The organism is Pseudomonas sp. LB3P25 (assembly GCF_054897985.1).
In genome coordinates this window covers 4,001,451-4,027,905 of the sequence record NZ_CM142711.1, presented here as the reverse complement: position 1 = coordinate 4,027,905, position 26,455 = coordinate 4,001,451, and the positions used below count along the sequence as shown (strand labels likewise).

The 26,455-nt window shown below is 61.0% G+C and carries 22 protein-coding genes and 1 pseudogene; 10 read left to right on the top strand and 13 right to left on the bottom strand.

Going from position 1 to position 26,455, the window contains the following annotated elements:
- Window positions 1–168: 168 nt before the first annotated feature.
- From glnT to ACYZTW_RS18260, 6 genes are all read left to right on the top strand, one after another.
- Complete coding sequence (glnT, locus tag ACYZTW_RS18285; RefSeq protein ID WP_462001199.1) at window positions 169–1,503, top strand: type III glutamate--ammonia ligase; 1,335 nt, start codon at window positions 169–171, stop codon at window positions 1,501–1,503.
- A 72-nt stretch (window positions 1,504–1,575) separates the two neighbouring features.
- Window positions 1,576–2,481: a class II glutamine amidotransferase gene (locus tag ACYZTW_RS18280; protein WP_462001198.1), complete on the top strand. Its 906-nt coding sequence runs from the start codon at window positions 1,576–1,578 to the stop codon at window positions 2,479–2,481.
- Between the two features lie 11 nt (window positions 2,482–2,492).
- The gene (locus tag ACYZTW_RS18275; protein ID WP_462001197.1) at window positions 2,493–3,176 is read left to right on the top strand and encodes a GltB/FmdC/FwdC-like GXGXG domain-containing protein; all 684 of its coding nucleotides are present in this window, start codon (window positions 2,493–2,495) and stop codon (window positions 3,174–3,176) included.
- A 20-nt stretch (window positions 3,177–3,196) separates the two neighbouring features.
- The gene (locus ACYZTW_RS18270) at window positions 3,197–4,525 is read left to right on the top strand and encodes an FMN-binding glutamate synthase family protein (protein WP_462001196.1); all 1,329 of its coding nucleotides are present in this window, start codon (window positions 3,197–3,199) and stop codon (window positions 4,523–4,525) included.
- Between the two features lie 228 nt (window positions 4,526–4,753).
- A complete protein-coding gene (locus tag ACYZTW_RS18265; protein ID WP_151213099.1) occupies window positions 4,754–6,079 on the top strand; it encodes an ammonium transporter in 1,326 nt (441 codons plus the stop codon).
- 823 nt (window positions 6,080–6,902) lie between these two features.
- The gene (locus ACYZTW_RS18260) at window positions 6,903–8,207 is read left to right on the top strand and encodes an IS4 family transposase (RefSeq protein ID WP_462005703.1); all 1,305 of its coding nucleotides are present in this window, start codon (window positions 6,903–6,905) and stop codon (window positions 8,205–8,207) included.
- Between the two features lie 111 nt (window positions 8,208–8,318).
- Here the strand turns inward: ACYZTW_RS18260 and ACYZTW_RS18255 are convergent, their stop codons facing one another.
- The 9 genes from ACYZTW_RS18255 to ACYZTW_RS18215 form a co-directional block, all read right to left on the bottom strand.
- The gene (locus tag ACYZTW_RS18255) at window positions 8,319–9,242 is read right to left on the bottom strand and encodes a bifunctional 5,10-methylenetetrahydrofolate dehydrogenase/5,10-methenyltetrahydrofolate cyclohydrolase (protein ID WP_462001195.1); all 924 of its coding nucleotides are present in this window, start codon (window positions 9,240–9,242) and stop codon (window positions 8,319–8,321) included.
- A 96-nt stretch (window positions 9,243–9,338) separates the two neighbouring features.
- Window positions 9,339–11,018 carry an APC family permease gene (locus tag ACYZTW_RS18250; RefSeq protein WP_462001194.1) on the bottom strand — a complete coding sequence of 560 codons (1,680 nt, stop codon included), beginning with the start codon at window positions 11,016–11,018 and terminating at the stop codon, window positions 9,339–9,341.
- Window positions 11,019–11,093: 75 nt separating this feature from the next.
- A complete protein-coding gene (locus ACYZTW_RS18245) occupies window positions 11,094–13,436 on the bottom strand; it encodes a DUF1989 domain-containing protein (RefSeq protein ID WP_462001193.1) in 2,343 nt (780 codons plus the stop codon).
- Between the two features lie 15 nt (window positions 13,437–13,451).
- On the bottom strand, window positions 13,452–14,819 hold the full coding sequence (locus tag ACYZTW_RS18240) for an NAD(P)-binding domain-containing protein (RefSeq protein WP_462001192.1): 1,368 nt from the start codon (window positions 14,817–14,819) through the stop codon (window positions 13,452–13,454).
- 38 nt (window positions 14,820–14,857) lie between these two features.
- Window positions 14,858–15,724 carry a formyltetrahydrofolate deformylase gene (gene purU, locus ACYZTW_RS18235; protein WP_462001191.1) on the bottom strand — a complete coding sequence of 289 codons (867 nt, stop codon included), beginning with the start codon at window positions 15,722–15,724 and terminating at the stop codon, window positions 14,858–14,860.
- Between the two features lie 31 nt (window positions 15,725–15,755).
- Window positions 15,756–16,886, bottom strand: a complete 1,131-nt coding sequence (locus ACYZTW_RS18230; RefSeq protein WP_462001190.1) for an aminomethyltransferase family protein — start codon at window positions 16,884–16,886, stop codon at window positions 15,756–15,758.
- A gap of 34 nt (window positions 16,887–16,920) precedes the next feature.
- On the bottom strand, window positions 16,921–17,937 hold the full coding sequence (locus ACYZTW_RS18225) for a heme-dependent oxidative N-demethylase family protein (protein ID WP_462001189.1): 1,017 nt from the start codon (window positions 17,935–17,937) through the stop codon (window positions 16,921–16,923).
- Between the two features lie 9 nt (window positions 17,938–17,946).
- Window positions 17,947–18,876 (bottom strand): PDR/VanB family oxidoreductase, encoded by a 930-nt coding sequence (locus tag ACYZTW_RS18220; RefSeq protein ID WP_462001188.1) that lies wholly within the window; start codon window positions 18,874–18,876, stop codon window positions 17,947–17,949.
- Window positions 18,873–19,385 (bottom strand): dimethylamine monooxygenase subunit DmmA family protein, encoded by a 513-nt coding sequence (locus ACYZTW_RS18215; protein WP_462001187.1) that lies wholly within the window; start codon window positions 19,383–19,385, stop codon window positions 18,873–18,875. The genes ACYZTW_RS18220 and ACYZTW_RS18215 overlap by 4 nt, the downstream gene beginning before the upstream one ends.
- Before the next feature lie 223 nt (window positions 19,386–19,608).
- On the opposite strand from ACYZTW_RS18215, the gene ACYZTW_RS18210 reads away from it, so the two are divergent.
- Genes ACYZTW_RS18210 through ACYZTW_RS18200 form a run of 3 tightly spaced genes read left to right on the top strand, consistent with a single transcriptional unit; the run spans window position 19,609 to window position 22,156 of the window.
- A complete protein-coding gene (locus ACYZTW_RS18210) occupies window positions 19,609–20,754 on the top strand; it encodes an ATP-binding protein (RefSeq protein WP_462001186.1) in 1,146 nt (381 codons plus the stop codon).
- Complete coding sequence (locus tag ACYZTW_RS18205; RefSeq protein ID WP_462001185.1) at window positions 20,723–21,394, top strand: response regulator; 672 nt, start codon at window positions 20,723–20,725, stop codon at window positions 21,392–21,394. The genes ACYZTW_RS18210 and ACYZTW_RS18205 overlap by 32 nt, the downstream gene beginning before the upstream one ends.
- Entirely contained in the window at window positions 21,395–22,156 is a 762-nt protein-coding gene (locus ACYZTW_RS18200) for a PAS domain-containing protein (RefSeq protein WP_140683878.1), read from the top strand.
- A 91-nt stretch (window positions 22,157–22,247) separates the two neighbouring features.
- On the opposite strand, the gene ACYZTW_RS18195 is transcribed toward ACYZTW_RS18200, so the two are convergent.
- Window positions 22,248–22,997 (bottom strand): SDR family oxidoreductase, encoded by a 750-nt coding sequence (locus ACYZTW_RS18195; RefSeq protein WP_462001184.1) that lies wholly within the window; start codon window positions 22,995–22,997, stop codon window positions 22,248–22,250.
- Between the two features lie 41 nt (window positions 22,998–23,038).
- Window positions 23,039–23,557: pseudogene (locus ACYZTW_RS18190) on the bottom strand (CmcJ/NvfI family oxidoreductase); the annotation flags it as partial.
- Window positions 23,558–23,640: 83 nt separating this feature from the next.
- Here ACYZTW_RS18190 and ACYZTW_RS18185 point away from each other — a divergent pair.
- Window positions 23,641–25,065, top strand: coding sequence for an IS1182 family transposase (locus tag ACYZTW_RS18185; protein WP_462001183.1), 1,425 nt, complete (start codon window positions 23,641–23,643; stop codon window positions 25,063–25,065).
- 74 nt (window positions 25,066–25,139) lie between these two features.
- Here the strand turns inward: ACYZTW_RS18185 and ACYZTW_RS18180 are convergent, their stop codons facing one another.
- Together ACYZTW_RS18180 and ACYZTW_RS18175 are read right to left on the bottom strand one after the other, a co-directional pair.
- Entirely contained in the window at window positions 25,140–25,481 is a 342-nt protein-coding gene (locus ACYZTW_RS18180; protein ID WP_462001182.1) for a hypothetical protein, read from the bottom strand.
- A 29-nt stretch (window positions 25,482–25,510) separates the two neighbouring features.
- Window positions 25,511–26,245, bottom strand: coding sequence for an SDR family NAD(P)-dependent oxidoreductase (locus tag ACYZTW_RS18175; protein WP_462001181.1), 735 nt, complete (start codon window positions 26,243–26,245; stop codon window positions 25,511–25,513).
- Window positions 26,246–26,455: the final 210 nt, after the last annotated feature.

Sequence of the window (26,455 nt, the reverse complement as noted above, 5' to 3'; positions counted from 1 at the left end):
ATTCCCATATATACAGCACAAAAGCGCCTGTCACGGCGTTTCGACGTTTCACTCGCGAATCTGGCAAGGGCCTTGCATTCCTATTGGGAAAATAACTTTCTTTTTAGGAATAAAAAGACGGTCAAGGCCCATCCAAGATGTTTTGCCTTTCGCGAGGAGTGACGAGCAATGTTGCCAGCAGAAACCCAGCGCATCATCGACAAGCACGGGATCAAGTACGTGCTTGCGCAATTTGTGGATATTCACGGTGCGGCCAAGACCAAGTCGGTGCCGATCTGTGGGCTCAAGACCGTCGCCGAGGAGGGCGCGGGTTTTGCCGGGTTCGCGATCAGTGGTATGGGCATGGAGCCCCACGGTCCGGACTTTATGGCTCGCGGCGACTTGTCCACCCTGACCCCGGTGCCCTGGCAGCCGGGTTACGGGCGGGTGGTGTGCGTCGGCCACGTCGACGGCAAGCCCCATCCCTATGACAGCCGTTATGTGTTGCAGCAACAAGTGCAACGCCTGGAAGAAAAGGGCTGGACCCTCAACACCGGTCTGGAGCCCGAGTTCAACCTGATGCGCCGCGACGAGCAGGGCAAGCTGCAACTGGTGGACCCCAGCGACAACCTCGACAAGCCTTGCTACGACTATAAAGGCCTGTCGCGCTCCCGGGTGTTTCTTGAACGCCTGACCGAAGCCTTGCAGGCAGTGGATTTCGAGGTCTATCAAATCGACCACGAAGACGCCAACGGCCAGTTCGAGATCAACTACACCTACAGCGACGCCATGACCTCGGCGGACCGCTTCACCTTCTTCCGCATGGCCGCCGGCGAAATCGCCAATGACCTGGGCATGATCTGCTCCTTCATGCCCAAGCCTGACCCGAAACGTGCCGGCAACGGCATGCACTTTCACCTGTCGATCAGCAGCGCCGAGAACAAAAACCTGTTCCATGACGCCAGCGACCCGAGCGGCATGGGCCTGTCGAAACTGGCCTATCACTTCGCCGCTGGGCTGCTGGCCCACGGCCCGGCGCTGTGTGCCTTTGCCGCGCCGACGGTCAACTCCTATAAGCGTCTGGTGGTGGGCAATTCGTTGTCCGGTGCGACCTGGGCGCCAGCCTTTATCGCCTTCGGCGCCAACAACCGCTCGGCCATGGTTCGGGTGCCTTACGGCCGCCTCGAATTTCGTCTGCCGGACGCCGGTTGCAACCCTTATCTGGTCAGCGCCGCGATCATCGCTGCGGGCCTGGACGGCATCGACCGTCAGCTGGAAATCGACCACGTCTGCAATGAAAACCTCTACAGCCTGAGCCTCGAACAGATCGCCGCGCGGGGCATCAAGACCCTGCCGCAATCGCTCAAGGAAGCCTGCGACGCGCTCGAAGCCGACCCGTTGTTCGCCGAGGTGCTCGGCCCGCAGATCGTTGGCGAGTTCATCAAGCTCAAGCGCATGGAATGGGTGGAATACAGCCGCCACGTCTCCGACTGGGAAATCCAGCGCTACACCGAATTTTTCTGACTCTGTGTTTTGACAACCATTCGGGCACCCGGCATGGCGTCGGGTGTTCACTGCCTCCGAAGGAGCGTTGATATGTGTGGAATCGTAGGTCTTTACCTGAAAAATCCGCAGCTGGAATCCCAGCTCGGCAAGCTCTTTGAACCGATGTTGCAGGCCATGACCGATCGTGGCCCGGACAGTGCCGGCTTCGCCATTTACGGCGATGAAGTGGCGGACGGCTGGGTCAAGCTGACCCTGCAGGCGACCACCGAAGGCTTCGACTGGAAAACCCTGATGGGCGAGCTGGAAGGGCGCCTCGGCTGTTCGCTGGACTGGTTCCAGAACGCCAGCGCCGCGGTGCTGAAGATCCATTACGAAGAGGCGCCGGTGCGACTGGCCCTCGCTGAACTGGCACCGAGCCTGCGCATCATGAGCGCCGGGCAAAGCATCGAGATCCTCAAGGGCATGGGCTTGCCCCAGGAAATTTCCCAACGCTTCGGCCTGGCCGGCATGAAGGGTAGCCACATTATTGGCCACACCCGCATGGCCACCGAAAGCGCGGTAACCATGGAAGGCAGCCACCCGTTTTCCACTGGCGCCGACCTGTGCCTGGTGCACAACGGCTCGTTGTCCAACCACTTCCGCCTGCGTCAGGAACTCAAGCGCGAAGGCATTCACTTCGAGACCGACAACGACACCGAAGTGGCCGCCGGCTACCTGACCTGGCGCCTGCAGCAGGGGGACTCGCTGAAAGAAGCGCTGGATCATTCGCTGGAGGATCTGGACGGTTTCTTCACCTTCGCCATAGGTACGCGCAACGGTTTTGCGGTGATCCGCGACCCGGTCGCCTGCAAGCCGGCGATCCTAGCCGAGACCGACGACTACGTCGCCATGGCTTCCGAATATCAGGCGCTGTCGAGCCTGCCGGGAATCGAAAACGCCAGAATCTGGGAGCCCGCACCGGCCACCCTGTACATCTGGGAACGCGAGTCAGCTTAAGGAGCGCACACATGAAAACCATCGATCTTTCCACTGCTACCGTGCGTGACCTTAATCAGGCGCTGCACGATCAGGTCAATAACGTGACCGATCACGAGTGGGTGGTGACTCACTCTGATGGCAAGCACAACCTCGCGGTCGGGGTGAATGAAGCGGTGTCCATCGATATCCAGGGGCACGCCGGTTACTACTGCGCCGGGATGAATCAAAAGGCCTCGATCACCGTCCACGGCAACGTCGGTGTCGGTTGTGCCGAGAACATGATGTCCGGCTACGTCCGGGTCAAAGGCAGCGCCTCTCAGGCGGCCGGTGCCACGGCCCATGGCGGGTTGCTGGTGATTGAAGGCGACGCCGGGGCGCGTTGCGGGATTTCCATGAAGGGCATCGACATCGTTGTCGGTGGCAGCATCGGCCATATGAGCTGCTTCATGGGGCAGGCAGGTCGCCTGGTGGTCTGCGGCGACGCCGGCGATGCGCTGGGCGATTCGTTATATGAAACCCACATCTACGTGAAAGGGACCGTTGAGTCCCTGGGCTCGGATTGCATCGAGAAAGAGATGCGCGCCGAGCACCTGGAAGAACTGCAAATACTGCTCAACCGTGCCGGTTTCGAGCACAAGGCGGCTGACTTCAAGCGTTACGGTTCGGCCCGTCAGTTGTACAACTTCAAAGTCGATAACGCGTCCGCGTACTGATCCGCGCGAGGAGAATAGATATGAGTGACAAGACCCCTCCGGTGCTGCGCGAGTCAGCCACCTTCGACCGCCTGACCATTCAGGAAATCCAGCGTGCCGCGGAAACCGGCATCTACGATATTCGCGGCGGCGGTACCAAGCGCAAATTGCCGCATTTCGATGACTTGCTGCTGCTCGGCGCCAGCGTTTCGCGTTACCCGCTGGAAGGCTATCGGGAGAAGTGCGGCACTGATGTGATTCTGGGCAACCGCTTCGCCAAGAAGCCGATTCACCTGAAGATTCCAGTGACCATCGCCGGCATGAGCTTCGGTGCGTTGTCGGCCAATGCCAAGGAAGCCCTGGGCCGTGGCGCAACCATCGCTGGCACCAGCACCACCACCGGTGACGGCGGCATGACCCCGGAAGAACGCGGCCAGTCCCAGCATTTGGTTTATCAGTATTTGCCGTCCCGCTATGGCATGAACCCGGATGATCTGCGCAAGGCGGACGCCATTGAAATCGTTCTGGGGCAGGGCGCCAAACCCGGTGGCGGCGGTATGTTGCTGGGCATGAAAGTCACCGAGCGGGTGGCCGGTATGCGCACCTTGCCGATCGGTGTCGACCAGCGCAGCGCCTGCCGCCACCCGGACTGGACCGGGCCGGATGACTTGGCGATCAAGATTGCCGAGCTGCGGGAAATTACTGACTGGGAAAAACCCATCTACGTGAAAATCGGCGCGAGCCGACCGTACTACGACGTCAAGTTGGCGGTAAAAGCCGGGGCTGACGTGATTGTGCTCGACGGCATGCAAGGCGGAACTGCAGCGACTCAGGAAGTGTTCATCGAACACGTCGGGATCCCGATTTTGTCGGCCATTCCGCAAGCGGTACAGGCTTTGCAGGAGATGGGCATGCATCGCAAGGTTCAGTTGATCGTTTCCGGAGGGATTCGCAACGGTGCCGACGTCGCCAAGGCGATGGCGCTGGGTGCGGATGCGGTGGCCATCGGGACGGCGGCGCTGATTGCCTTGGGCGATAACCATCCACGCCTGGACGAGGAACTGAAGAAAATCGGCTCGGCCGCCGGTTTCTACGATGACTGGCAGAACGGCCGCGACCCGGCCGGGATCACCACGCAGGACCCGGAACTGTCCAAGCGTCTGGACCCGGTGGAAGGTGGTCGACGTCTGGCCAACTACCTGCGCGTGTTGGTGCTGGAAGCCCAGACCATGGCCCGGGCTTGCGGCAAGTCGCACTTGCACAACCTCGATCCTGAGGATTTGGTAGCGCTGACGGTGGAGTCGGCTGCCATGGCGCGGGTGCCGCTGGCGGGAACCAGTTGGATTCCTGGTTCCGGTACCGGTTACTGACAAACCCTGTGGCGAGCGAGCTTGCTCGCGCTGGGCTGCGAAGCGGCCCCAAGAATCTTTGCGAGTGCTACGCACTCGAGCGCGAGCAAGCTCGCTCGCCACAGTTATAAGCGGGTCTAAAAGACCGCGGCAGGTTCATTCAACGACCAAGAGGTCTCTCAAGAGGCCCGTGCACACTCACTTTGCTCGCTGCCAGACACCTACCATTCCTTTGCAGGAGCTTTGAACATGGTCAATCGTCTTCTCGGCAAATCCCTTCTTGTCTTATTGGCGGCCGGCGCACTCGCGCCGCTCGCCCAGGCGGCCGATGCACCCACCTTGAACACCGGCAGCACCGCCTGGATGGTGACCGCCGCGGTGCTGGTGCTGTTCATGTGTCTGCCGGGCCTCGCCTTGTTTTACGGCGGTCTGGTACGGGCGAAAAACATGCTCTCGCTGTTCACCCAGTGCTTCGGCATCGCCGGCCTGGTCGGCGTGCTGTGGGTGATCTATGGCTACAGCATGGTGGTCGACAGCACCGGCATGGTTGAGGGGCAGGTGACGTTCAACAGTTTCGTCGGTGGTTTGAGCCGGGCCTTTCTGGCCGGCATGACCCCGGATAGCCTGGTCGGTGACATCCCGGAAGGTGTGTTTGTAACCTTCCAGATGACCTTCGCGATCATTACCCCGGCGCTGATTGCCGGCGCATTCGCCGAGCGCATGAAGTTCTCTGCGGCGCTGTGGTTCATGGCGCTGTGGTTTACCCTGGTTTATGCGCCCGTCGCCCATATGGTCTGGGGTGGTTCTGGCGCTTTGATGCATAACTGGGGCGTTCTCGATTTTGCCGGTGGCACCGCCGTGCATATCAATGCCGGCGTCGCTGCTTTGGCTGCGTGCCTGATTCTCGGTAAGCGCAAGGGCTACCAGAATACGCCGATGCCCGCCCACAACTTGAGCTTGACCATGGCCGGCGCGGCCATGCTCTGGGTCGGCTGGTTCGGCTTCAACATCGGTTCCGGCGGCGGTCTCAATGGCACTTCGGGCATTGTCATGCTCAATACGCAACTGGGGGCTTGCGCGGGGATTCTCGGCTGGATGTTCACCGAGTGGTTCAAGGTCGGCAAGCCGAGTGCTTTGGGCCTGGCCAGCGGTGCTTTGGCCGGTTTGGTCGGCATTACTCCGGCGTGTGCGTATGTGGGCGTAGGCGGCGCGTTGGCCATCGGTCTGCTGTGCGGGGTGTTCTGCTACCTGAGTGTCACTGTGCTGAAACGCCGCTTCGGTTATGACGACAGCCTCGACGTGTTTGGCTTGCACGGCATCGGCGGAATGATTGGCGCGGTATTGACCGGCGTGTTCTGCGTGCCGTCCCTGGGCGGGTTGGTGGAAGGCGTGAGCATGGGCGCTCAGGTCGTGGCGCAGATCAAGGGCGTGTTGCTGACAACGGTGTACTGCTTCGCCATCAGCTGGATCATTCTCAAGGTGATCAACGCCGTCATCGGCTTGCGTGCCGATGAATCGGTGGAGGACATGGGGCTGGATCTGGCTGAACACAACGAGAGTGCCTATAACCACTGATCTTGATGGTCGATCGTTGTCTAGCTTGAACCACTGAAAACCCGGTTGGCATTGCTGACCGGGTTTTTTTGCGATGGCGGCTTGGTCGCCGGTCTATGTTTTGTTGATCGAGTACATATCCCTTTCTGCGGTGATGGCTGCTGGCGGTTTCGCTTTTACAGCGAGTCACTTGGAAAAGCCCCAAGTAACCAAGGGCTCTTGCCCCGCCATTCGGTGCCTCGCTTAGGCTCGGCATGCCCTCACTCCGGCATTGCTCCGGGGGCCCGCCGCCATCGGCCATCCATGGCCGGGGGCGGCTACCGCGGCATCCTTGCCGCGGTGCCCTCTGCGCAACGCCTGCGTTCGGCCTCTGGGAAAGGGGCGGCAGATCTGAAGCCAAAGCAAAGCAACGGCAAGATCAAAAGATCGCAGCCTCGCTTCGCTCGACAGCTCCTACAGGGAAATGCGTTCACTAGAAGTCAGGCCGGCCGGGTAGGCCGCCTCGCTTTGGCTTTTGCGGTGTACGCCGCCTCGAGAGGCCGAGTGGAGGTTCTGCGCAGTGGGCAACCCGGCATGGATGCCGGGTTAGCCGCCCCCGGCCATGGATGGCCGATGGCGGCGGGCCCACGGAGCAGGACCGGAGCGCGGGCATGCCGAGCCTGAGCGAGGCACCGAACGACAGGGGCAAGAGCCCTTGGTTACTTGGGGCTTTCCAAGTGACCCGCCGTAAGGGCCATCCCTTTCAAGGTCTTTGATAAAATCCCCCAAAAATACCGGTCAGGACGACGAGACGATGTGGGCAGAGGTTTTAGCGCGGTTCGAGAAAAAAGCACCGGCCAGTGTCATGGCCAAATTGGTGTTGGAGCAGGCCATTGCGCCTGAGTGGGTCGATCAGGTGTTTGAAGAGCATCGTCAACGGCAGTACCCGCGTGAGCTTTTGTTTTCGACTATCGTTGAGCTGATGTCCTTGGTTTCACTGGGTTTGCGGCCTTCGCTGCATGCCGCAGCGCGGCAGATGAATGATCTTCCCGTCAGCTTGGCGGCGCTCTATGACAAGGTCAGTCGCACAGAGCCTGCGCTGCTGCGTGCCTTGGTAATCGGCAGCGCACAGCGCCTGGCTCCGACGATTGAAGAGCTGGGTTGTTCTGCCATTTTGCCTGGCTGGCAACTGCGAGTCGTTGACGGTAACCACCTGCCTTCCAGCGAAAAACGTTTGGGCGCTTTGCGCCGTGAACGAGGCGCCGCTCGGCCTGGTTTTTCGGTCGTGGTTTACGACCCTGATCTCGACCAGGTCGTCGACCTTCAGCCCTGCGAAGATGCTTACGCCAGCGAGCGCGTCAGCGTGCTGCCGTTGCTGGAAAAAGCCAGTGCTGGCCAACTGTGGATGGCTGATCGACTGTATTGCACGCTCCCGGTCATGGAGGCCTGCGAAGATGCCGGGGCTTCATTCATTATTCGTGAGCCAAGTAAGCATCCGCGCCTGTTTCAGGAAAGCGACTGGCAGGAGTCTGTCGCGGTCGCGACGGGAAACGTGCGCGAGCAAACCATCGAAGTGAAAAGCGGACGCCAGTGGCGGCGTGTCGAACTTCGCCTGCAAAAACCCACCGAATCAGGCGACGCCACGCTGTTGTTCTGGAGCAACTTGCCCGACACCATCAGCGCTGAACAAATCGCCGACTTGTACCGTCGTCGCTGGAGTATCGAAGGGATGTTCCAGCGCCTGGAATCGGTGCTGGAAAGTGAAATCGAAACCTTGGGCAACCCTAAGGCAGCCCTGCTGGGGTTTGCGTCGGCTGTGTTGGCTTACAACATTTTGTCGGTGCTTAAGCGCAGCGTTGAACAGGCTCATCGCCAGACCCAACCTGAAGATTGGGAAGCATCGATTTTCCACCTGACGATACAGGTACGCAGTGGTTATGAGGGCATGCAGATTGCCTTGCCGCCAGAGCACTTATCCATCCCAATCCGCGCAGGAGGGCTGGCTCAGCACTTACTGGCGCTGGCCAGAAAAGTCCCGCCAAAAACCGTCGCTAAAAGCAAACGAGGTCCGAAGGTGCCTAAATCCAAGGAGTGGCTTGAAGGCAAGGCAGTGCATGCCCACGTGTCGACGGATAGGGTGCTCAAGGCCGCCAAAGTCAAAAGACCTTGAAAGGGATGGCCGTAAGGGCGGAACCCTAAGCAGCCGTGACCGCAGAAACGGATATGTACTCCACCCCAAAATCCCGATCGGAACTGTAAATACCCAACGCTCCAGCGGAACTCACCCCAACACCGGCAGACTGACCACCCGCGGCCCGCCAAGCTTCACGGCACGCTGCAATTGACTGGCGATCAAGGTGTTCTTCAGCAGATACGCAATGGTCATCGGCCCCACACCTCCCGGAACCGGCGTGATCGCACGGGCGACGGTGCGCGCACTGGCGTAATCGACATCGCCTACCAGCCGGTTGCCGGACTCACTGGCAATGCGATTGATGCCGACATCGATCACCACCGCCCCGGCTTTGAGCCAGCTGGCGTCGATCATCTCAGGACGACCCACTGCCGCAACCACGATGTCCGCCAACCTGCACAACGCCGGTGCATCGACGCTGCGCGAGTGCACCACGCTGACCGAACAGTTGGCCTGCAACAACAGGGTCGCCATGGGTTTGCCGACAATGTTCGAACGACCAATGACCACCGCGTGCAAGCCGCTCAACTCACCGCAGGTTTCATGCAGCAGACGCATGCAGCCGCTGGGCGTGCAGGGTGTCAGGACTTCGATGCCTTGCACCAGGCCGCCGACGTTTTCCCGATGAAAACCGTCCACGTCCTTGATCGGGTCGATGGCGTGAATCACTGCCGCCTCGTCGATATGTCCCGGCAGGGGCAACTGCACCAAAATGCCGTTCACCGTGGCATCGGCATTCAGTTGGGCAATCAGTTCGAGTACCTGCGCCTGGCTGGCGTCGTCCGGCAGACGGTATTCAAGGGAGCGGATCCCGACTTCCTTGGCCCGCAGCAGTTTGTTGCGCACATAGACCTCGCTGGCCGGGTCTTCACCGACGAGCAGCACGGCCAGGGCGGGGTAAATCTGCTGTCCGGCCAGGACCAGAACCTCTTCTCGAACTTCGTCGAGAACCTGGGCAGAGATGGCTTTGCCGTCGATAACGCGGGCAAGTGCAGGGGTGGTGCTGATCAAAAGAGTCACCGTCGTCTTGATTGATAGGGGGGCGAAGTGATCATCGAGGCATCGTTGTGCCCCGATGATCCATCAGAGACCTGCAGGCAAGGGCGCTCAGGCTACCAGTTGATGGCAACCGTACACCACCAGTACACCCGCGATCAGCGTGGCATAAGGCAACCAGCCAGCGCGTTTTTGACCGGTATCGGTCTGAATGTACAGGTCGCTGAGCATCGCTTCCGGGAAGCGCCCCTTGTCCTGCACATAGTGGCGGTAGCAGAACACCGGAAGAATCAACAACGCCAGCAACAGGCCGGTCACCAGGGTGCCGGCGCCCCAGATATCGGCTCCCAACCCCATGCACGCCAGGTTGACGAAGCTTAGTACGCCACCCGCGGCCAACAGCACGGTCGGGGCCTTGTACGGGCGTATCCAGTCGGGACGGTCCAGGCGATGGATCCAGCCGGCATTGAGGTTAAGAAAGTTGAAGATGATGTAGCTGACGTTGGACGCGGCCAGCACGAACACATAATCGGACATCAGCAACAGCAGCAGGTTGAACGACAAGTCGGTCCACATCGCTGCGGTAGGCGCGCCGTGTTCGTTGGTGCGCCCCAGGTATTTCGGCAGCCAGCCATCGACCGACGCCTGATACAGGGTGCGCGACGAACCGGACATCGAGGTCATGATCGCCAGCAGCGTGGCCAGGACCAACATAATCAGCACGATGTTGGCTACCAGCTTGCCGCCGCCGATGCTGTCCGCCATGACCTGGCCGACGCCCATGCCGCTGTAGATCGCGGGTGACAACAGACCGCTGTAGACCGCCGGTGTGACCACCGCGCCGCTGGCATCGAGCACCGCCGGGGTCACCAGTTGCCCGAGACCGAGGCTGCCCTGAAACGCCAGGGGCACCAGGGTGAACACCAGAATGCACAGCAGGCCGGCGTAGAAGATCGCCTTGAAGGTGTCACGCTTGGGGTCCTTGAATTCCCGGGTGTAGCACACGGCGGTTTCGAAGCCGTAAGTGGACCACGCGGCCATGAACAGGCCGCCGGCCATCAACGACCAGCCGGACATGTCCCAAGGCCCGTCGATCACTTGCCCGGCCGCGTCATGGGCCAGCGGGTACAACGGCAGGAAGTTGGCCTGGGCCGCGTCCCCGGTGAACAACGGCACCACGCCCACCAGCAACAAAGGAATCAGCGAGGTCACGCCAAGCACCAGGGTCAGGCGTGCCGAGCGCAAGATGCCGCCGTGCTGCACGGCGAACACCGTCAATAAAATCAACAGGCCGATAGCGAACGTCGCGTTGATCCGTAGCGACAGGCCGCTCTTGACCCAGCCCAGGTCAAGCAGGGTCAGTTGCCAGGTATTGATCAGCGCATCAGCGGGGAACAATGCGGTGAGGATGTAACCGGCTGCCAGCCCCGAGCCAATGGACAAAACCGGGGACCAGGCGAGCCAGTTGCACCACACCGAGACCGGTGCGATCAGCTTGCTGTACCGCACCCAGGCAACCGCACCGTAGACCGAGGCGCCACCGGACTTGTGCGGGAACAGGCCGGCGATTTCGGCGTAGGTGAAGGCCTGGATGAAGCCGAACAGGATCGATACGATCCAGACAATCCAGGCCGGTTTGCCTACCGTGGCGGCAATCGCGCCGATAGAGAACAGCACCAGGGCGGGCACGCCACTGGCGACCCAGAAAGCCCCGCGCCAATCGATCTTGCGGTGCAGGCTGCCCACTGAGCTGGCGGCCTGCGGTACGGCCTCGAACGTAGTCGCTTCCATCTTCGTATTCCCATGTCTGAGTAGAGTTGTAGTGGGGCAGTCAAAGTCCGGTGGCGCACAGGCTCGTGTGATCGATCAACTGCGTACCCGGCTCTTGTCGGGGTCGTAGAAAATCGCTGCGGTGACCGTGGCGCTGATGCGCTTCTGCAGGCCATCGACTTTGCCAATCTCTAACGCTGTGCCGACGTCGGCGCAGGCCACGTCGACCCGGCACAGCGCGATATTGCTGGCCAGCAGCGGCGAGCGGCAGGCACTGGTGATGACCCCGACCTGGGCCCGGCCGCGGTACACCGGGTCACCGTGGTGGGCGCCTTCGTTGCCACTCAGTTGCAGGCCCACCAGTTTGTGAGCGGGATGGGTGCTGCGCCGTAGCAGGGCGTCGCGGCCGATGAATTCATCGGTTTTGCTTTTCAGCGGTACGCAAAAGCCGATACCGGCCTCGAACGGATCGGTCTGGTCGCTGAACTCGTAACCAGCAAAAATCAGCCCGGCTTCGATACGCAGCATGTCCAGCGCTTCCAGGCCCAGTGGCACCAGGCCCAAAGGTTGGCCCAGTTGCCAGATTCGGTCCCAGACCCGCTCGGCATCCTCAGGCTGGCACCAGACTTCGTAGCCCAGTTCGCCGGTGTAGCCGGTGCGCGAGATCATCAGCGGGCAGCCGTCGTAACCGTCCAGGCGTCCCACCAGAAAACGGAACCAGCCCAGGGTTTCCAGGCTCGGCTGGTTGGGCGCGGTCCAGACCATCTGCTTGAGCAGCTCGCGGCTCATCGGGCCTTGCACCGCCAGGTTGTGAATCTGCTCGCTGGCGGACTTGATCCAGACCTTCATCCCGAGCTTTTGCGCCTGTTCACGCAGCCAGACCCCGGCGTAATCCTCGCCGCAGATCCAGCGAAAATTGTCCGGACCCAGACGCAGCAAGGTGCCGTCGTCGAGCATGCCGCCGTGCTCGTGGCACATGGCCGAGTAGACCACTTGACCCACCGCCAGGCGCCGCACATCCCGGGTCAGGCAGTACTGCAACAAGGCTTCCGCGTCGGGGCCGATGATTTCGAATTTGCGCAGGGCGGTCAGGTCCATCACCGCCACTCGCTCGCGGCAACCGAGGTATTCCTCGATCGCGCCATAGCCGTCATAGCGCAGCGGCAGCCACCAGTTGCGGTAGTCGACGAAGCTGCCGGTCAAGGCGCTGGTGCGTGAGTGGAACGCGGACTCACGGGTAAGAATCGGGTCGGCATCGGCCGTGGTTCGAGTGCTCATGGCGATGGAAAAACGCTCCTTTTCGCTGTAGATGCGGACATGGATATCGGTTGGGTTCCAGCCATTGGCCGGGTCGATGTCATCCGGGCACGAGGTGCTTGCGCACTGCAGATCGGTCATGGCCCGCAGCAGCACGTAATCACCGGGGCGCGACCAGGGTTCGTCGAGGGTCATCTGCTGGTGTGCGTCGATCCCGGTATTGAAAAAGAAATTGATCGCCGGCCAGCCATTGCGGGCCTTGACCCCATGGGGCGCGAGCACTCGGCTGAGGTTGTCGCTGCAGTTGTCGTGCCCGAAATACCCATGGCTTTCGTAGTAGCGCGCGGCGCAAGCCAGGGCGAAGGAGTCGTGGCGGCCGACGGTGTCACGCACCACCTCCAGCATCGGTTGCATCTGCCGGTCGAAAAACTTTGAGAACAGTCCCGGTGCCGGGTAGGCACTGCCATTCAGGGTGCGGGTGACGGTCTGATCCAGGTCCAGTTCCAGACCGCGATCCAGTGCCCGTCGATCCAGCGCGACGAAGTCCGAGCACTGGCGACCGGCGACATCCAGCACCTGCACATACTGACCTTTGCCGACGGTGTAGCTGTGGGCGGTGCCGGCGCCGATGGTGAACTCGTCCAGCAGTTCACCCAGAGGCTCGGGCAGGTGTGGCAACAACAGGGGCGAGGGATTGGCCCGTGTCACCAGCAGCCGCAGCTCGCTGGGCCGATACTGGCGGTCGACGGCCGTTGGCCCGGCGGGTGCCGCGACGATCACCAGTAGCTCATCGCTGGCGACGAAGCGGCGGCTGAAGCCGGCAGGGCTGTCCTCGTCCCAGAGTGAGGCGGCGCCGGGCAGGTGTTGTGGATCAATCGCGCGTCGGATCAGCGCCTGGCCAATGCGACGCGACTGCAAGGTCGGTTCGGCGAGCCGTGCGCCGATGAACCCGCATGCGGTCGAACCGCTCAGCGCCCAGGCCGCCAGGGCGCTGCGACCGAGCGTATCCATGGCCAGCAATTCGCAGGGTTGCCGGCCTTCGAGGTCGATCACTTGCAGGCTGTCGCCGGGCTGTAGCGCGACAAGGGTCAGGCCGCCGGCGGCCACCCGATAGCGCTCCAGGGCGGGGGCCCGGGCAAAGAGTCCGGGCTCCCGCGGGCGGGAAACACGAGGTGCGTTCATGGTGGGGCTCCCGGGTCAACCGATCGACTTGATGGACGTCGGCGGTTCAGCGAGGTACGCCGCCATGGAATCGTCAAGGGCATGCAGCCAAGGCGTGTGGTGGGGTGGCGACTGGGTGCCTGTCATCAGCGATCGGTAGGATTTGTCGCGGTAACCCATGATGTTGTGGGCCTTGTCGTGCTTCCAGTGCAGGAAGGTGTCGTTGACCGCGGCGATATCGAAGTTCGGGTAGTCGGTGGCGTCCACCAGTTGCTGGATATAGGCGCCCTGGTATTCGAACATCTGCTGGTTGGTTTCAAGTTGCTGTTCGCGGGCATGCCATTGCTGACTATCGGCGGCCCTTTGTGTCGGGTCGGGTAGGGCGATGCGTTGCAGGATCACGTCGCGGGCGTACCAGGCCTGGGCGTCGAACATGTTGAACGAGTACCACTGGTCCTGCATGCCGAGGTAGATCAGTTGCGGGTTGGGCTCCCAGAAAATGCCCTTGTACAGGTTCATCGGCCATAGCCGGTTGTCGGTCTTCAGGCACAGTTCGTCCGGCAGGAAGGGGAAGTGATGTTTGTAGCCGGTGCAGAGGATCACTGCATCGATGTGCTTGTGGGTGCCGTCGATAAAGTACGCGCGGTTTTTTTCCAGGCGCTGCAACAGCGGTTTTTCTTCCCAGTTGGCGGGCCAGTCATAGCCCATGGGCGCGGTGCGGTAGCAGCTGGTGATGCTGCGGGCGCCGTATTTGTAGCACTGGGAACCGATGTCTTCGGCGGAATAGCTGCTGCCGACGATCAACAGATCCTTGCCCTTGAACTCCAGCGCCTCGCGGAAATCATGGGCGTGCAGAATGCGCCCGCCGAACTGCTCGAATCCGGGGAAGTACGGCATCTTCGGCGTCGAAAAGTGCCCGCAGGCGTTGATCACATAATCGAACTGTTCCGAGGTCTGGGTATCGCTGCCGTGGTCGTGGGCGACCACCGTGAAGCGGCGAGTCTCTTCGTCAAAGGTGACCTGGCGCACCACATTGTTGAAACGGATGTAGTCGCGAACCCCGGCTTTTTCGACGCGGCCCTTGATGTAGTCCCACAGCACTTCCCGTGGTGGGTAGGAGCCGATGGGGCGGCCAAAATGTTCTTCGAAGGTGTAGTCGGCGAACTCCAGGCATTCCTTCGGGCCGTTAGACCACAAATAGCGGTACATGCTGCCATGCACCGGTTCGCCGTTCTCGTCCAGGCCGGTGCGCCAGGTGTAATTCCACATGCCGCCCCAGTCTTGCTGTTTTTCGTAGCAGACCAGTTCCGGGATGGGCGTTCCCTGATCCCTGGCCGATTGAAATGCCCGCAGTTGAGCCATGCCGCAAGGGCCGGCGCCGATAATTGCAACGCGTGTGGTCATGGTCATATCTCATGCCTGTGGATCGGAAAAGGGCTCGCTCAGCGAAAAATCACCGTCTTGTCCTGGTTGATGAACACCCGGTGTTCCAGGTGGTATTTCAGGGCTTTGGAAAGCGCTACGGTTTCGGTGTCGCGGCCGATGGCAACCAGCGAGTCGGGCAGGTGGGTATGGTCGACCCGCTGGATTTCCTGCTCGATGATTGGCCCCTCGTCGAGGTCGCTGGTGACGTAGTGGGCGGTGGCGCCGATCAGCTTCACGCCACGGTCGTAGGCCTGGTGATAGGGTTTGGCACCCTTGAAACCGGGTAGGAACGAGTGATGGATATTGATGGCTCGACCGGACAGTTGCTGGCACAGACCGTCAGACAGAATTTGCATGTAGCGGGCGAGTACCACCAGGTCGGTCTGGGTGTCCTCGACGATGCGCATCAACTCGGCTTCCTGGCTGGCCTTGCTGTCTTTGGTGACCGGCAGGTAGATGAAGCGAATGCCTTCGCGTTCAGCCATGGCCCGCAGGTCCAGGTGATTGGAGACTACTGCGGTGATGTGCATGTCCATCTCGCCCTTGCGGTGGCGGTAAAGCAGGTCGGTCAGGCAGTGGTCGAACTTGCTGACCATCAGCAGCACCCGGGTCGGTTGACTGCTGCAGAACAGCTGCCACTGCATGTCGAAGCCGCCGGCCAGGTCACCCAGATCCTCGCGCAGGGCACCGATATCGCCCGTCACGCCGGTGTTGAAGCGGAACACCGCGCGCATGAAAAATTGCCCGGTGAACTCGTCGTCGAATTGTGCCAGCTCGCTGATGTAGCACTGCTGTCCGGCCAGGCAGGTGGTGATCGCGGCAACGATGCCGGACGCTGCCGGGCAATTGATCTTGAGAATGTAATGTTCGTTGGAAGTGTCCATCGAAAGTCCCTTGGATAAAGTGGTTGGAGGCTCAGCCCTTGGCCGTGCGCTTGGTTTTTTCCGGGTCGTCGAAGGGCAGGGCGTGGGTCACGGCGGCGCTTTCCTGGCTGCCGCGCACCTGCAGGGCAATGCCTGGATTCGAGCAGGCGACGCTCATCCGGGCGATGGCCATGGAGCGTTTGCTCAAGCGCGAATACATGCCGCAGGTGATCACCCCGACTTGCTGGTTGCCTTGCCACAGGGTGTCGCCGGCCTCCGCGGCGCGCACGCCTTCGAGCAACACGCCGGTGATCTTGAAGCGCTCCTGGCCGCGCAGCCGGAAGTGCTCTTCGGCGCCGCGGAACTCACGCTTGTCCGGGGAGACGGTGAAATCCAGGCCCATTTCCCAGAGGGTGTCGCCAGCCTTCTGATCGGCGAAGGGGTACATCTGCGAGTTGTCGTAGGGGAAAAACATCAGCGAGCTTTCCACCCGCAACCAGTCCAGGGCGGTAAAGGCGCAAGGGATGATTCCCAGGCCCGCGCCCTGTTCGAGGATCGTGTCCCACAGCGCCGGGGCATCGGCGGCCTTGCAGAAAATCTCGTAGCCGCGTTCGCCGGTGTAGCCGGTGCGAGAGATCATCACTGGGCGGTCGAACAGGCGGGTTTGCAGGTGATGGAAGTAAGGCAGCTGACGGATCCCGGGCACATGCTCGGCGAGAAAGTCCACCGCCAGCGGTCCTTGCAGCGACAGGTCGTGCAGGTCGTCATCGAACAGCACCGCCACTTGCCGGCCCTGGGATGAGCGCACCAGCATTTCGTGGCCGCTGCCGGCACCGTGCACCACCATGAAGGCGTTGGGTCCGGTGCGGTAGACGATGCAGTCATCGACGAATTTGCCGTCCTCGTCGAGCATCGAGGCGTACACCGACTTGCCGGGGTAGAGCTTGGCGATGTCGCGGGTGGTCGCCCATTGCAGAAGGCTCTCGGCGTGGGGGCCAACGTAATGGACTTTTTTCAGCCCGGACACGTCCATCAGCCCGGCCCGGGTGCGGATCGCCTGATGGTGATCGGCGAGGTCGCTGCTGTAGGTCCAGGCGGTGCCCATGCCGTTCCAGTCTTCGAGGTTCGAGCCGAGTGCGCGGTGCCGTTCGGCCAGTGCAGAAATACGCCATGAATGCGCCATGTGAAGATCCTTGTCGGTGAAAGTGGGTCAGGGTTCAGGCTTGCGGGTCGAAGCGGCTCAGCCACTCGACCAGGGTCTGTCGGTAGCGGCTCATGCCCTTGTAATCGGCGATTGGCTCGGGCAGGTCGCGCAGCACACGGTGCAGGCGGCAGCCCCAGCCCGGCTGGGTGACCAGCTCATCCATGCTGATCAGGTAGGTGCGGATGCTGAACATCACCGCGTTGCTGCGGGGCAGACGGACCATCACTTGCAACTCGACGCGCAAGTGAACCTGTTGCCCGACGTTCTCGGCGGTAATGCGGCCGCGGTCGGCGCCCCATTCATGGAAAGTCTCGGGGGAGGAGTCCAGGCGCGGGTTGATGGTCAGCGTCCAGTTCAGGCGTCGCACCGGCTGCCCCACCTGCAGGTTGAGCAGGTACTTCAGCGCGCGGTCGAACACCCCCATCTGGTGGGCCATGGGTACTGGTGAATGCCACTGCTTGAAACTCATGCCGGCGTCGAAGGCCAGGGACCAGTCGGCCGGGCTGGTGACCAGGCCGGCGTCCATGTACAGATCGCCGTCGCGTTGATCGAGCAGGGCGAAATCCCCCTGCACCTGTCGGCCAATGAACTCCAACGGCTCGCAGGGCAGGCTGGTGGCATCACCGAACACAAAGTGCTGATCGATGTTCAGCAGCGTGTTGCGCCAATGCCAGCGATCACCGTCACGCACCAGCGAGAACCACTGTGGATAATCCGCGGCGAGGTGTTCCATGAGCATCTGCAGCGCATCCCAGGCCGCCACTTGCATGTGCGGCAGCACCAGGTAGCGGCGCGGATCCTTGTCCAGCACCAGGGCGCGTTCGGCCATTTCCGAGCGGTAGTGTTCGTCGATGTCGAACCCGTGCTGGTAAATCGAGCCGGGATCCCGGGAGGTCGCCGGTTCGATGTTCACCGAATACAGGTAGCTGTCCTCGGTGAAGGGGAAGGGAAAACGGCGGATTGCCGTGGGGCTGTTGCGAAAGCTGAAATCGTCTCGATAGCTCTGCACGGGGCTTGATTGAATGGTCATGGTCGACTCCTAAAGATCCAGCGAAACGCAAGGGCCGCAGCCGCGAGAGACACAGGGCATGAGAAAGTCGGCCTGCTCGGCGGGGCTCAGAAAACTGTCGCGGTGTTCGATGTCGCCGCCCACGTGGCGGGTCATGCATTGGCCGCAGACCCCGCCACGGCACAGGTTGGGGATCTGCAGCCCAGCGGATTCCAGGGCTTCGAGCAGGCTTTGTTCGGCGCCGACCCGCAAGCGCTGGCCGCTGCGCAGCAGTTCCAGGTCGAAGGGTTGGCCCGGTTGTGCGGCATTGAAGGCTTCCCAGTGCACACGGCTGGACGGCCAGCCGAGTGCTTTGGCCTGTTGCCGAACCGCATCGAGCAACGGTTGCGGGCCGCAGGTGTAAATGTGGCTGCCCAGCGGTCGATCACGCAGGATCCGGCTCAGGTCCGGGCGGCTGGCGTAGGTGTGCAGGCGCGATCCCAGTCGCTGTTGCAACGCCTCGACATAGGCATCGCTCAGGCCCGGACGACAGAGGTAGTGCAATTCGAAGTGAGCCTGGCGTTGTTCAAGGGCCGCGATGTAGGCCATGAACGGCGTGATGCCGATGCCTCCGGCGATCAGGATGTGCAGGCTGGCGGTCGAGTGCAGGGCGAATAGATTGGCCGGTGGCGAAATCTGCAACGTGTCCCCGACCTGGACCTGCCGATGCAGGTAGTGCGAGCCGCCGCGGGAGGCCTCCTGCAAGTGTACGGCGATGCGGTAATGCTGGCTGTCCGCCGGGTCGCTGGTCAGTGAATAGGCATTGCGCAGCTTGCCCTCGGCCAGCGGCAGGTGAACCTGCACATGACTGCCGGGGGAGAACCCCGGCAGGGGCCCGGCGCACGTCTGCAGGGTGAATTCGCGCACCACCGGGGTGAGCATTCTCGCGGCGCTGACCCGAACCGTGAGAGCGGCGCTCATGACCGGACTCCGGCGTAAGGCTGGTCGGGGTTGGTGCAGACGCCGAGGTATGCCCCGAGGCGGCGGGAAAAGTGTTCGCGGACTTCCAGCCCGACGTCGCAACCGATGCAGGTCAGCACCGGTTCCGTCCCGGCAGCCTGAGTCAGGCCGCAGTGCACGCAATACACCAGGCGCGGCCCGGCAATCGTGCGGGTGATGTCGATCTCGTCATTTTCCAGTCCGGCGCTGCGGGCCTCGCCGTGGATGCGCCAGATAAAGGCCTCGTCGCCCATGATGTAGAGATGGCTGCCGACGGTGGCGCTGACCAGCACCTGATGCAGGCGGCGGGAAAAGTCGGCGCTCTCGCCGTTCAGCACCAGGGGATGTTCCAGTTCGTCGACAAAGGGCGCGCAGGCGGCCGCCGACTGCATGACCACGATGTGCCGGGTGACGCTTTCACGAGGCAGCGGCTGGCGATAGCACGGTAGGCTGTGAAGTCGGTCCGGGGCGGCGCTGTGTCTATCCGTCATGGGGGCTTTCCTGGCTGATCCGCGCCTGTCGAAGGGCGAGAAAGGTGGCGTTGGACTGGGAGTTTGTTTCCTGTTGGGGAAGATACTTTCCTATGGGGAAAATCTTCTCAATCCTGAAAAAGGGCTATGTCTTTGGAGATAAGTCCTGCGTAACACCTGTTCGGGGCATGGAAGTTGCTGGTCTTTGCTCAGGGCTGAGCAACCGGACGGGGAGTTATCGATAGTGCGAACACGACCGCAGTGGTGGCCGCTCTGGTTGGGGCGTATTCGCCCCGAACAGGCACGCAGCGTGCGCAAACTGCTGGCCGGATTGCCCTTGTGTCAGGTGCACGCTGACGGTGCCTTGTCGGGTTTTCTGGACCGTTTCGAAGCACTGCTGCCGACTTGCAAACTGAATCTGATCCTGGGCGGCGAAGACCTGGGGCCGGCACGGCGCGGATTGCTCGAGGGCTGCCAGGACGTAGAACGCTGCCCTTGGCGTGACTCGACACTGCCTGATGCGGCTCAGGTCTGCGACCCTTGCCGCCAACGGGGCGTGCATCGCCTGCTGTGTGCCTTGCCGCAAAGCGACGATTCGAGCAAAGGGGTGTTGTTGCTCGATACCCCACAACCGGTCCACGCAAGCTGGCGCCAGTTGCTGGAAGAGGCGGCGCAGGCGGTCGGCGTCACCGTGCGCTTGCGCTGCTACGCGCGCGAGCAACAGCGCAAACAGGCCACGTCCCGGCACGGCGCCCTGGCACGTGAGCTGCACGATTCGGTGGCTCAGCAATTGGGTTACCTGTCGTTCCAGGCGCGTTTGCTGCAGTCGCAGTTGGGCGAGCCTGCGCAGGCCAACGCCGCGTTGCAGGAACTGTGCGGTGGCTTGAGTCAGCTGCAGCGTCAGGTGCGCGAGCTGATCACCAGCGCTCGTCTGACCATGGACGGGCGCTCGCTGCGCCAGGCCCTGGCCGATTCTGTCGCCGAGTTCTCGCGGCGCTGCATCATCGTTTTTGAACTGGACAATCGCCTGGCTGATGATGCTTTGAGCCCGGAAACCGAATTGCAGATTCTGCAGATCATTCGCGAGGCACTGGCCAACGCGGTACGCCATTCTCATGCACGGCATGTGCGCATCGAGTTGCGGCAAAACCAGGACGGTGATGCTTCTGTTTCGGTGGAGGATGACGGCATCGGACTGAGCCCGGCGTCAGGGGAGGAAAACCATTTCGGCCTGGCGATTATCCGCGAGCGCGCCGCGAGCATTGGCGCCCGACTGACCATTGAGGCGATCCGCCCGCACGGGGTCCGCGTACACCTTGGCCTTCGCCGCTACCAAGACCTGCCACAGGGGAGTTTCGATGGACAGCACGACCTTATTACTGATCGATGATCACCCGTTGTTTCGCAAAGGCCTGGCACAGCTGTTCGGCGCCAGTGACGACTTCGAAGTGGTGGGGCAGGCTGCCAGTGGCCGCGAAGGCATCAACCTGGCCGTGAGCCTGGCGCCGCAGCAGGTCTTGCTGGATCTGCACATGCCCGGCTTGAACGGTTTGCAGGTGCTCGATGAACTGCGTCAGTTGCGTCTCGACTGTCAGGTGGTGGTGCTCACCGCATCGATGGATCGCGCCGAGCTGTTGACGGCCCTGCGCCTGGGCGCCAGTGGTTATGTGCTCAAGGAAACCGAGCCTGATGCGTTGTTGGCTTACATGCGCAATTGCCACAAGGGCGCGATCGTTCTGGATTCAACCCTGATTGCGCTGCTGGCCGATCAGGGCGAGTCGGTGACCCGGCCTGCGTACGATGCGGATCCGCTCGACACCGGGAACCTGACCGAGCGCGAGGGGCAGACCCTGGCCCTGATCGCCGCTGGCATGAGCAATAAACAGATCGGCCGGGAACTGGGGATCAGCGATGGCACGGTCAAAATCTATGTGAGGAATCTCCTGCAGAAGCTCAGCCTGCACTCGCGCCTGGAGCTGGCTGCGTGGGTGCACAACGGCGCGACGGTAAGACACGAGGAGCGTCATTAGATGATGGAACGACCAGAGGCATTTGTGCAGACACTGCCCTTGCACCTGATGGATCGCTTTCCGGCGGCGTTGCTCGAACTGCGCGATAACGGTCAGATCGCCCACTTCAACCTGGCCTGGGTCGAGCTGATGGATCTGCCGGGTACGGAACGCAACCTCATCGACTATGTGCACCACGAAGACCGTTCGTTGTGGCGTCAGGCCCTGCATGAACTGCGTCGGCGCCCCGAAACCTCCTTCAACCAGCGGCTGCGTTTTGTTCACCCTTCAGGGGAACTGCGCTGGTTCGACGTCAGCCTGAAGCGCGGGCCTCAGGGTTTCTATCTGGTGGCCGGCGACATCACTGCGCACAAGCGGCGCGAGATTGCCTTGCAGGCCAGCCAGCGCAGCAGCATGAGCTTGCTCGACAGCATGCCGGGGCTGATCTATCGCGGCCGCAACAACCGCGACTGGACCATGGAATTCGTCAGTGCCGGTTGCCTGCAACTGACCGGGTATCCACCGGAGCGGCTGGTGGACAACCATGAATTCACCTACAACAGCCTGATCCTGGCGCAGGATGCCGATTATGTCTGGCGCGAGGTGCAATATGCCTTGTCGCGGCAGGAGCCGTTCGAACTCAATTACCGGATTCGCTGCGCCGATCAGTCGATCAAGCATGTCTGGGAAAAGGGCGTCGGGATCTATGCCGACACGCGTGAAGTGCTGGGTATCGAGGGGGCGATTTTCGAGCGCAGGGCTGGCCAGAATCCGGCGCGCTGAATGCAGGATTTTAGGGGAAGCGCAACGCCGGGTATTGCACCCGGCGTTGTGGTTTTCAGACGTTGATCAAGGCCGCTCGCCGTCCTGTCACTCACACGTTGCCGACGCCGCCATCCACCAATAACTCTGTCCCCACCACGAATGTCGATTCGTCAGAGGCAAGATAGACCGCGGCCTTGGCCAGCTCCCACGGAGTTCCCAGACGCCCGATGGGGACCAGTTGGCGGATTCTCTCGCGTAACGCTTCCTGCTCTGCGGCGGGCAAGCCCAGCTTGCTCAGGGCCGCCGTTTCAGTGGGGCCGGGGCTTAGCCCATTGACTCGGATGCCGCGCTCAATGAGCTCGCCCGAGAGTGTGCGTGCCAATGACAGTAGCCCGGCCTTGCTCGCGGCATAAGCACTGCTCTGTGGAAGGCCGATCCTGGCGCTGACGGACCCGCAAAGAATCACCGAAGAAGGGTTTGACAGTAAGGGCGTCAACGCCTGGATCAGGAAGAACGGTCCTTTGAGGTTGGTGTGCATGAGTTGATCCCATGCTGCCTCGTCCCAATCTTCGATCGATCGGTGGGTGACGTCACCGGCGTTGACGAACAGCACATCGAGCCGAGGCCATACGCCTGCAAGTTTGCGTGCCAGCGCCTGCTGACCAGCCGTATCACCCGCGTCGCTCTGAATCGGCAGGACGGCATCTCCCAGCTCCCGCCTGGCGGCCACTAATGCGCTTTCGTTGCGACCGGTGATCGCTACCGTTGCGCCTTCAGCCAGAAACTGGCGAGCGGTTTCCAGGCCAATGCCGGACGTACCACCCGTGATCAGTGCGTATTTGTTCTTCAGCCTCGACATGTCTTTCGTCCCTGTAATGAGTTGGAGAATCGGTCGCCCATCTAATCGGCGAAGAACACCAGCGCGCGCAACTCGATACTGCGCCGTGGCGGGGCATCGACCGGTGTAGAAGGGTCATCGAAAGCGGTGTGTGCGCCCGCTCGCGCCACACCGTCGGTGCGCGAATCGAAGATCTTGAGCAGCAGCGCTTCTTCAGGTCGTAACCGGGGGTAGTAATACCAGCGATGATTCGGGTTCGCGCGTACGGAAAAGGTTTCCCCGACTTTGTCGCGATACACCAGGTCGCTGGGCAGGAAGTCGGCAGGATCGAGGGTACTGGCATCGCACAACGCTAACGGTGTGGTTAAGACCGGTCCCCCGATGGGGCGCCACAGATTGATGATTGCGAAACGTTTGAGCAATCGCTGCTCGGCTTCCACTGGGGGCAAGTGATCGTGCACACGGCGCACGGCGGAACGCTCAGTCTGGTCGTTATGAACATAACGCACCGGTTCGCGCAGTCCTGAGGCCTCTCTGCCTGGCTGATCTACACGAAGGGTGTGATCAAAGATAACGGTCTTGATCAGACTGTGTGAAAACCTAGCAATCTGCGCGGAGCTCAAAGAAAATGCTCCGTATCGAAAGATACGGAGCATTTTTCGTTATGGCCTACATCCAAGGACAGTCCCGCAGCCAGACCAGCCTGTTCCCGGTCTCGCTGGAAGAGTTGATCCCCGAGGATCACCTCGTTCGTGTGATCGACACCTACGTCGCCAAGCTTGATCTTGTGCGCTTGGGTTTTGATAAAGCCTTATCAAAAGGTACCGGGCGCCCCTCTTACGATCCCGCCGATCAGCTCAAGCTGTTCCTCTATGGCTATTTCCAGCGGATTCGCTCATCGCGGCGTCTCGAAGCCGAGTGCCAGCGCAACATCGAAGTGATGTGGTTGATCAACCGGCTCAAACCCGACTTCAAGACCATTGCCGACTTTCGCAAGAACAACAAAGCTGCCTTTATCGCGACCTGTCGTGCCTTCGTCCAGTTTTGCCGCACGGTGGGTCTCATCGCCGGCGAGCTGGTGGCCATCGATGGCAGCAAGTTTCAGGCGGTTGCTTCCTCGCGGCGTCATATGAATTTGAAGCGGCTCAAGCACCAGGAGCAGAAGCTGGATAAACGCATCGCTCAGTATTTGGCCGAGTTGGATGAGGCGGATAAAAACGAAGCCAATGAGGTGGTTGATCGCAGTGCGGTCAAGACGGCTTTGGCGCAACTTGAACTCAGGCACTCCAATAACCTGACGTGCCAGGCACTGATGAAATCAATGGAGCTTGAGCAATTCAATACCCACGAAAGCGATGCCCGAATGATGCGAACGCACAAAGGGCCGCGGGTTGCGTACAACGTGCAAACCGCCGCGGACGCTGAGCATTGCCTGATTCTGCATCATGAAGTCACTCAGGACAGTGATGATCGCAAGCAACTTGAGCCGATGGCCAAGGCCGCCAAGGAACAACTGCAGCAAGATGAACTGACGGTCACTGCCGATGCGGGCTACTCGAATGGCAGGCAGTTCCAGGCTTGTGAGGATGAGAACATCACGGTTTATGTACCGCCGAATCGGTCAAGTAACTCCTGCGGTAAGGAGCAGGCGTTCTTCGATCGAACAGTGTTTACCTACGATGCAGCGCAGGATCGATATCAATGTCCTGCCGGCAAATGGCTGACACTCAAGCAGATCAGTAAGGGGGATCGCATCTATCAGGCGGCGGTTAGCGACTGCGCCAACTGTCCGCTGAAAGCGCAATGTACTGAGGCCCAGCGCCGCTATGTCACACGCCATGCTCATGAAGAGGCTTTCGAACGAATGGAGCAGCGAATGCTGGCGCATCCAGAAATGATGACCGCTCGAAGATCCATCGTTGAGCATCCGTTCGGCAACCTTAAGCAGTGGTTGTTTGGCAATGCTCGCTTCCTGCTGCGACAGCTTGAGGGTACAAGAGCCGAAATGGCCTTGGCAGTGAACGCCTACAACCTGAAACGAGCAATTAACGTGCTCGGCGCGCGCCAACTGATGGCGTTGATGGGCTGAAAAGCCTTTTTCGCCTGCTGTCTGCACAAAAGCAAACGCCCCGAACAAGTCGGGGCGTTTGCTTGGAACCACCATCAGTGCGTTTTCACACAGCCTGTGATGGCGCCCGTTTGCTCGCGAATCAGTGCGTCAGCCTCGGGGTAATAGAGCAGGCGAACCTGCGCTTCGTCTTCCAGATCGGGCACTGCACTTGGACGCTCGATTCGCTCAAAGCCTTGCACATCGAGGGTGGCGGGAATGGCGAGCAAGCGTGCGTTATGAATATTGACCCGGGTCGGCTGCAGGACACCCGTGCGTTGTGGTTGGCCGTCGGGCTGCGCGAACGCGTAATTGACCGGACGTATGCCATTGTCCAACAGGTAGTTGAGCTCGCCGATCACGGATAGAGGTGCGATATCTTGCTGATGGGTCCCCATAAGAACTCCTCGAGTCGATGCGAGTCGCTTCAGAATGATTCCTTGAATGGCCGCAAATCCAGTTCCTGAGTCCACGCGCTGCGCGGTTGTGAATGCAAGTACCAGTACGCTTCGGCGATATCTTCAAGCTGCAATGCACCCTCAGCGCCTAGCTGCTGGAGACGCTGCGGAGCATGGCTGCGTACGCGTTCGCCGTCGATGCTGCCGTCGATTACCACGTGGGCGACGTGCACGTTTTGCGGGCCGAACTCACGGGCGAAAGACTGACTCAAAGAGCGCAGCCCGGCCTTCGCCGCGGCAAACGCCGCGAAGGGTGGCTTGCCCCGCAAAGAGGCCGTGGCGCCAGTGAACAGCAACGTGCCGCCACCGCTTTCAAGCATTGCGCGGGTGGATTCTCTGGCGAATAAAAAACCACCCAAGGTTGATGCTCGCCAGGTTTGTTCGAACAGGTCGGCGCTGAGTTCAAGGCTGGGGGCTGCGACCGAATTACCGACATTGAAGATCGCCACCCGCAGCTGACCAAGCGCTCTGACCGTTTTGATTGCAGCAAGGATGTCAGCTTCGCTGCCTGCATCCGCCGGCAACGCCACCGCCTGGCCGTCCTGGGCGCGGATGCTGTCGACGACCGCTTTGAGCTTGTCGGGGCTGCGACCGCTTACGGCGACCTTATATCCACCTGTAGCGAATCGTCGTGCCAGCGCCGCGCCCAATCCTTCGACAACACCGACTCCGTTTATCCAGACAACTTCTGCGGCTAATGACATGGCGCGATCCTTTAAAGGGCGAGAGGGCACTTACTGTATCTTCGGATTTCTATCCAGGATTAGAATTTTGGACGCTAACGATATATCGGATTAATTATTGTGGCCGTCGGGTAATGGTCGTCATTCACACTCTATCGTTATGACAAATAGTGATTATGTAGATGTGCTTTTATGTCATTAAGATCTGTACGGCAGTTTACCCAAATACAG

What these genes read in the sequence shown, in the direction of transcription:
- glnT (WP_462001199.1), top strand. Translation starts at nt 169, where the DNA reads ATGTTGCCAGCAGAAACCCAGCGCATCATCGACAAGCACGGGATCAAG.
- ACYZTW_RS18280 (WP_462001198.1), top strand. Translation starts at nt 1,576, where the DNA reads ATGTGTGGAATCGTAGGTCTTTACCTGAAAAATCCGCAGCTGGAATCC.
- ACYZTW_RS18275 (WP_462001197.1), top strand. Translation starts at nt 2,493, where the DNA reads ATGAAAACCATCGATCTTTCCACTGCTACCGTGCGTGACCTTAATCAG.
- ACYZTW_RS18270 (WP_462001196.1), top strand. Translation starts at nt 3,197, where the DNA reads ATGAGTGACAAGACCCCTCCGGTGCTGCGCGAGTCAGCCACCTTCGAC.
- ACYZTW_RS18265 (WP_151213099.1), top strand. Translation starts at nt 4,754, where the DNA reads ATGGTCAATCGTCTTCTCGGCAAATCCCTTCTTGTCTTATTGGCGGCC.
- ACYZTW_RS18260 (WP_462005703.1), top strand. Translation starts at nt 6,903, where the DNA reads ATGGCCAAATTGGTGTTGGAGCAGGCCATTGCGCCTGAGTGGGTCGAT.
- ACYZTW_RS18250 (WP_462001194.1), bottom strand. Translation starts at nt 11,018, where the DNA reads ATGGAAGCGACTACGTTCGAGGCCGTACCGCAGGCCGCCAGCTCAGTG.
- ACYZTW_RS18245 (WP_462001193.1), bottom strand. Translation starts at nt 13,436, where the DNA reads ATGAACGCACCTCGTGTTTCCCGCCCGCGGGAGCCCGGACTCTTTGCC.
- ACYZTW_RS18240 (WP_462001192.1), bottom strand. Translation starts at nt 14,819, where the DNA reads ATGACCACACGCGTTGCAATTATCGGCGCCGGCCCTTGCGGCATGGCT.
- purU (WP_462001191.1), bottom strand. Translation starts at nt 15,724, where the DNA reads ATGGACACTTCCAACGAACATTACATTCTCAAGATCAATTGCCCGGCA.
- ACYZTW_RS18230 (WP_462001190.1), bottom strand. Translation starts at nt 16,886, where the DNA reads ATGGCGCATTCATGGCGTATTTCTGCACTGGCCGAACGGCACCGCGCA.
- ACYZTW_RS18225 (WP_462001189.1), bottom strand. Translation starts at nt 17,937, where the DNA reads ATGACCATTCAATCAAGCCCCGTGCAGAGCTATCGAGACGATTTCAGC.
- ACYZTW_RS18220 (WP_462001188.1), bottom strand. Translation starts at nt 18,876, where the DNA reads ATGAGCGCCGCTCTCACGGTTCGGGTCAGCGCCGCGAGAATGCTCACC.
- ACYZTW_RS18215 (WP_462001187.1), bottom strand. Translation starts at nt 19,385, where the DNA reads ATGACGGATAGACACAGCGCCGCCCCGGACCGACTTCACAGCCTACCG.
- ACYZTW_RS18205 (WP_462001185.1), top strand. Translation starts at nt 20,723, where the DNA reads ATGGACAGCACGACCTTATTACTGATCGATGATCACCCGTTGTTTCGC.
- ACYZTW_RS18200 (WP_140683878.1), top strand. Translation starts at nt 21,395, where the DNA reads ATGATGGAACGACCAGAGGCATTTGTGCAGACACTGCCCTTGCACCTG.
- ACYZTW_RS18195 (WP_462001184.1), bottom strand. Translation starts at nt 22,997, where the DNA reads ATGTCGAGGCTGAAGAACAAATACGCACTGATCACGGGTGGTACGTCC.
- ACYZTW_RS18185 (WP_462001183.1), top strand. Translation starts at nt 23,641, where the DNA reads ATGGCCTACATCCAAGGACAGTCCCGCAGCCAGACCAGCCTGTTCCCG.
- ACYZTW_RS18180 (WP_462001182.1), bottom strand. Translation starts at nt 25,481, where the DNA reads ATGGGGACCCATCAGCAAGATATCGCACCTCTATCCGTGATCGGCGAG.
- ACYZTW_RS18175 (WP_462001181.1), bottom strand. Translation starts at nt 26,245, where the DNA reads ATGTCATTAGCCGCAGAAGTTGTCTGGATAAACGGAGTCGGTGTTGTC.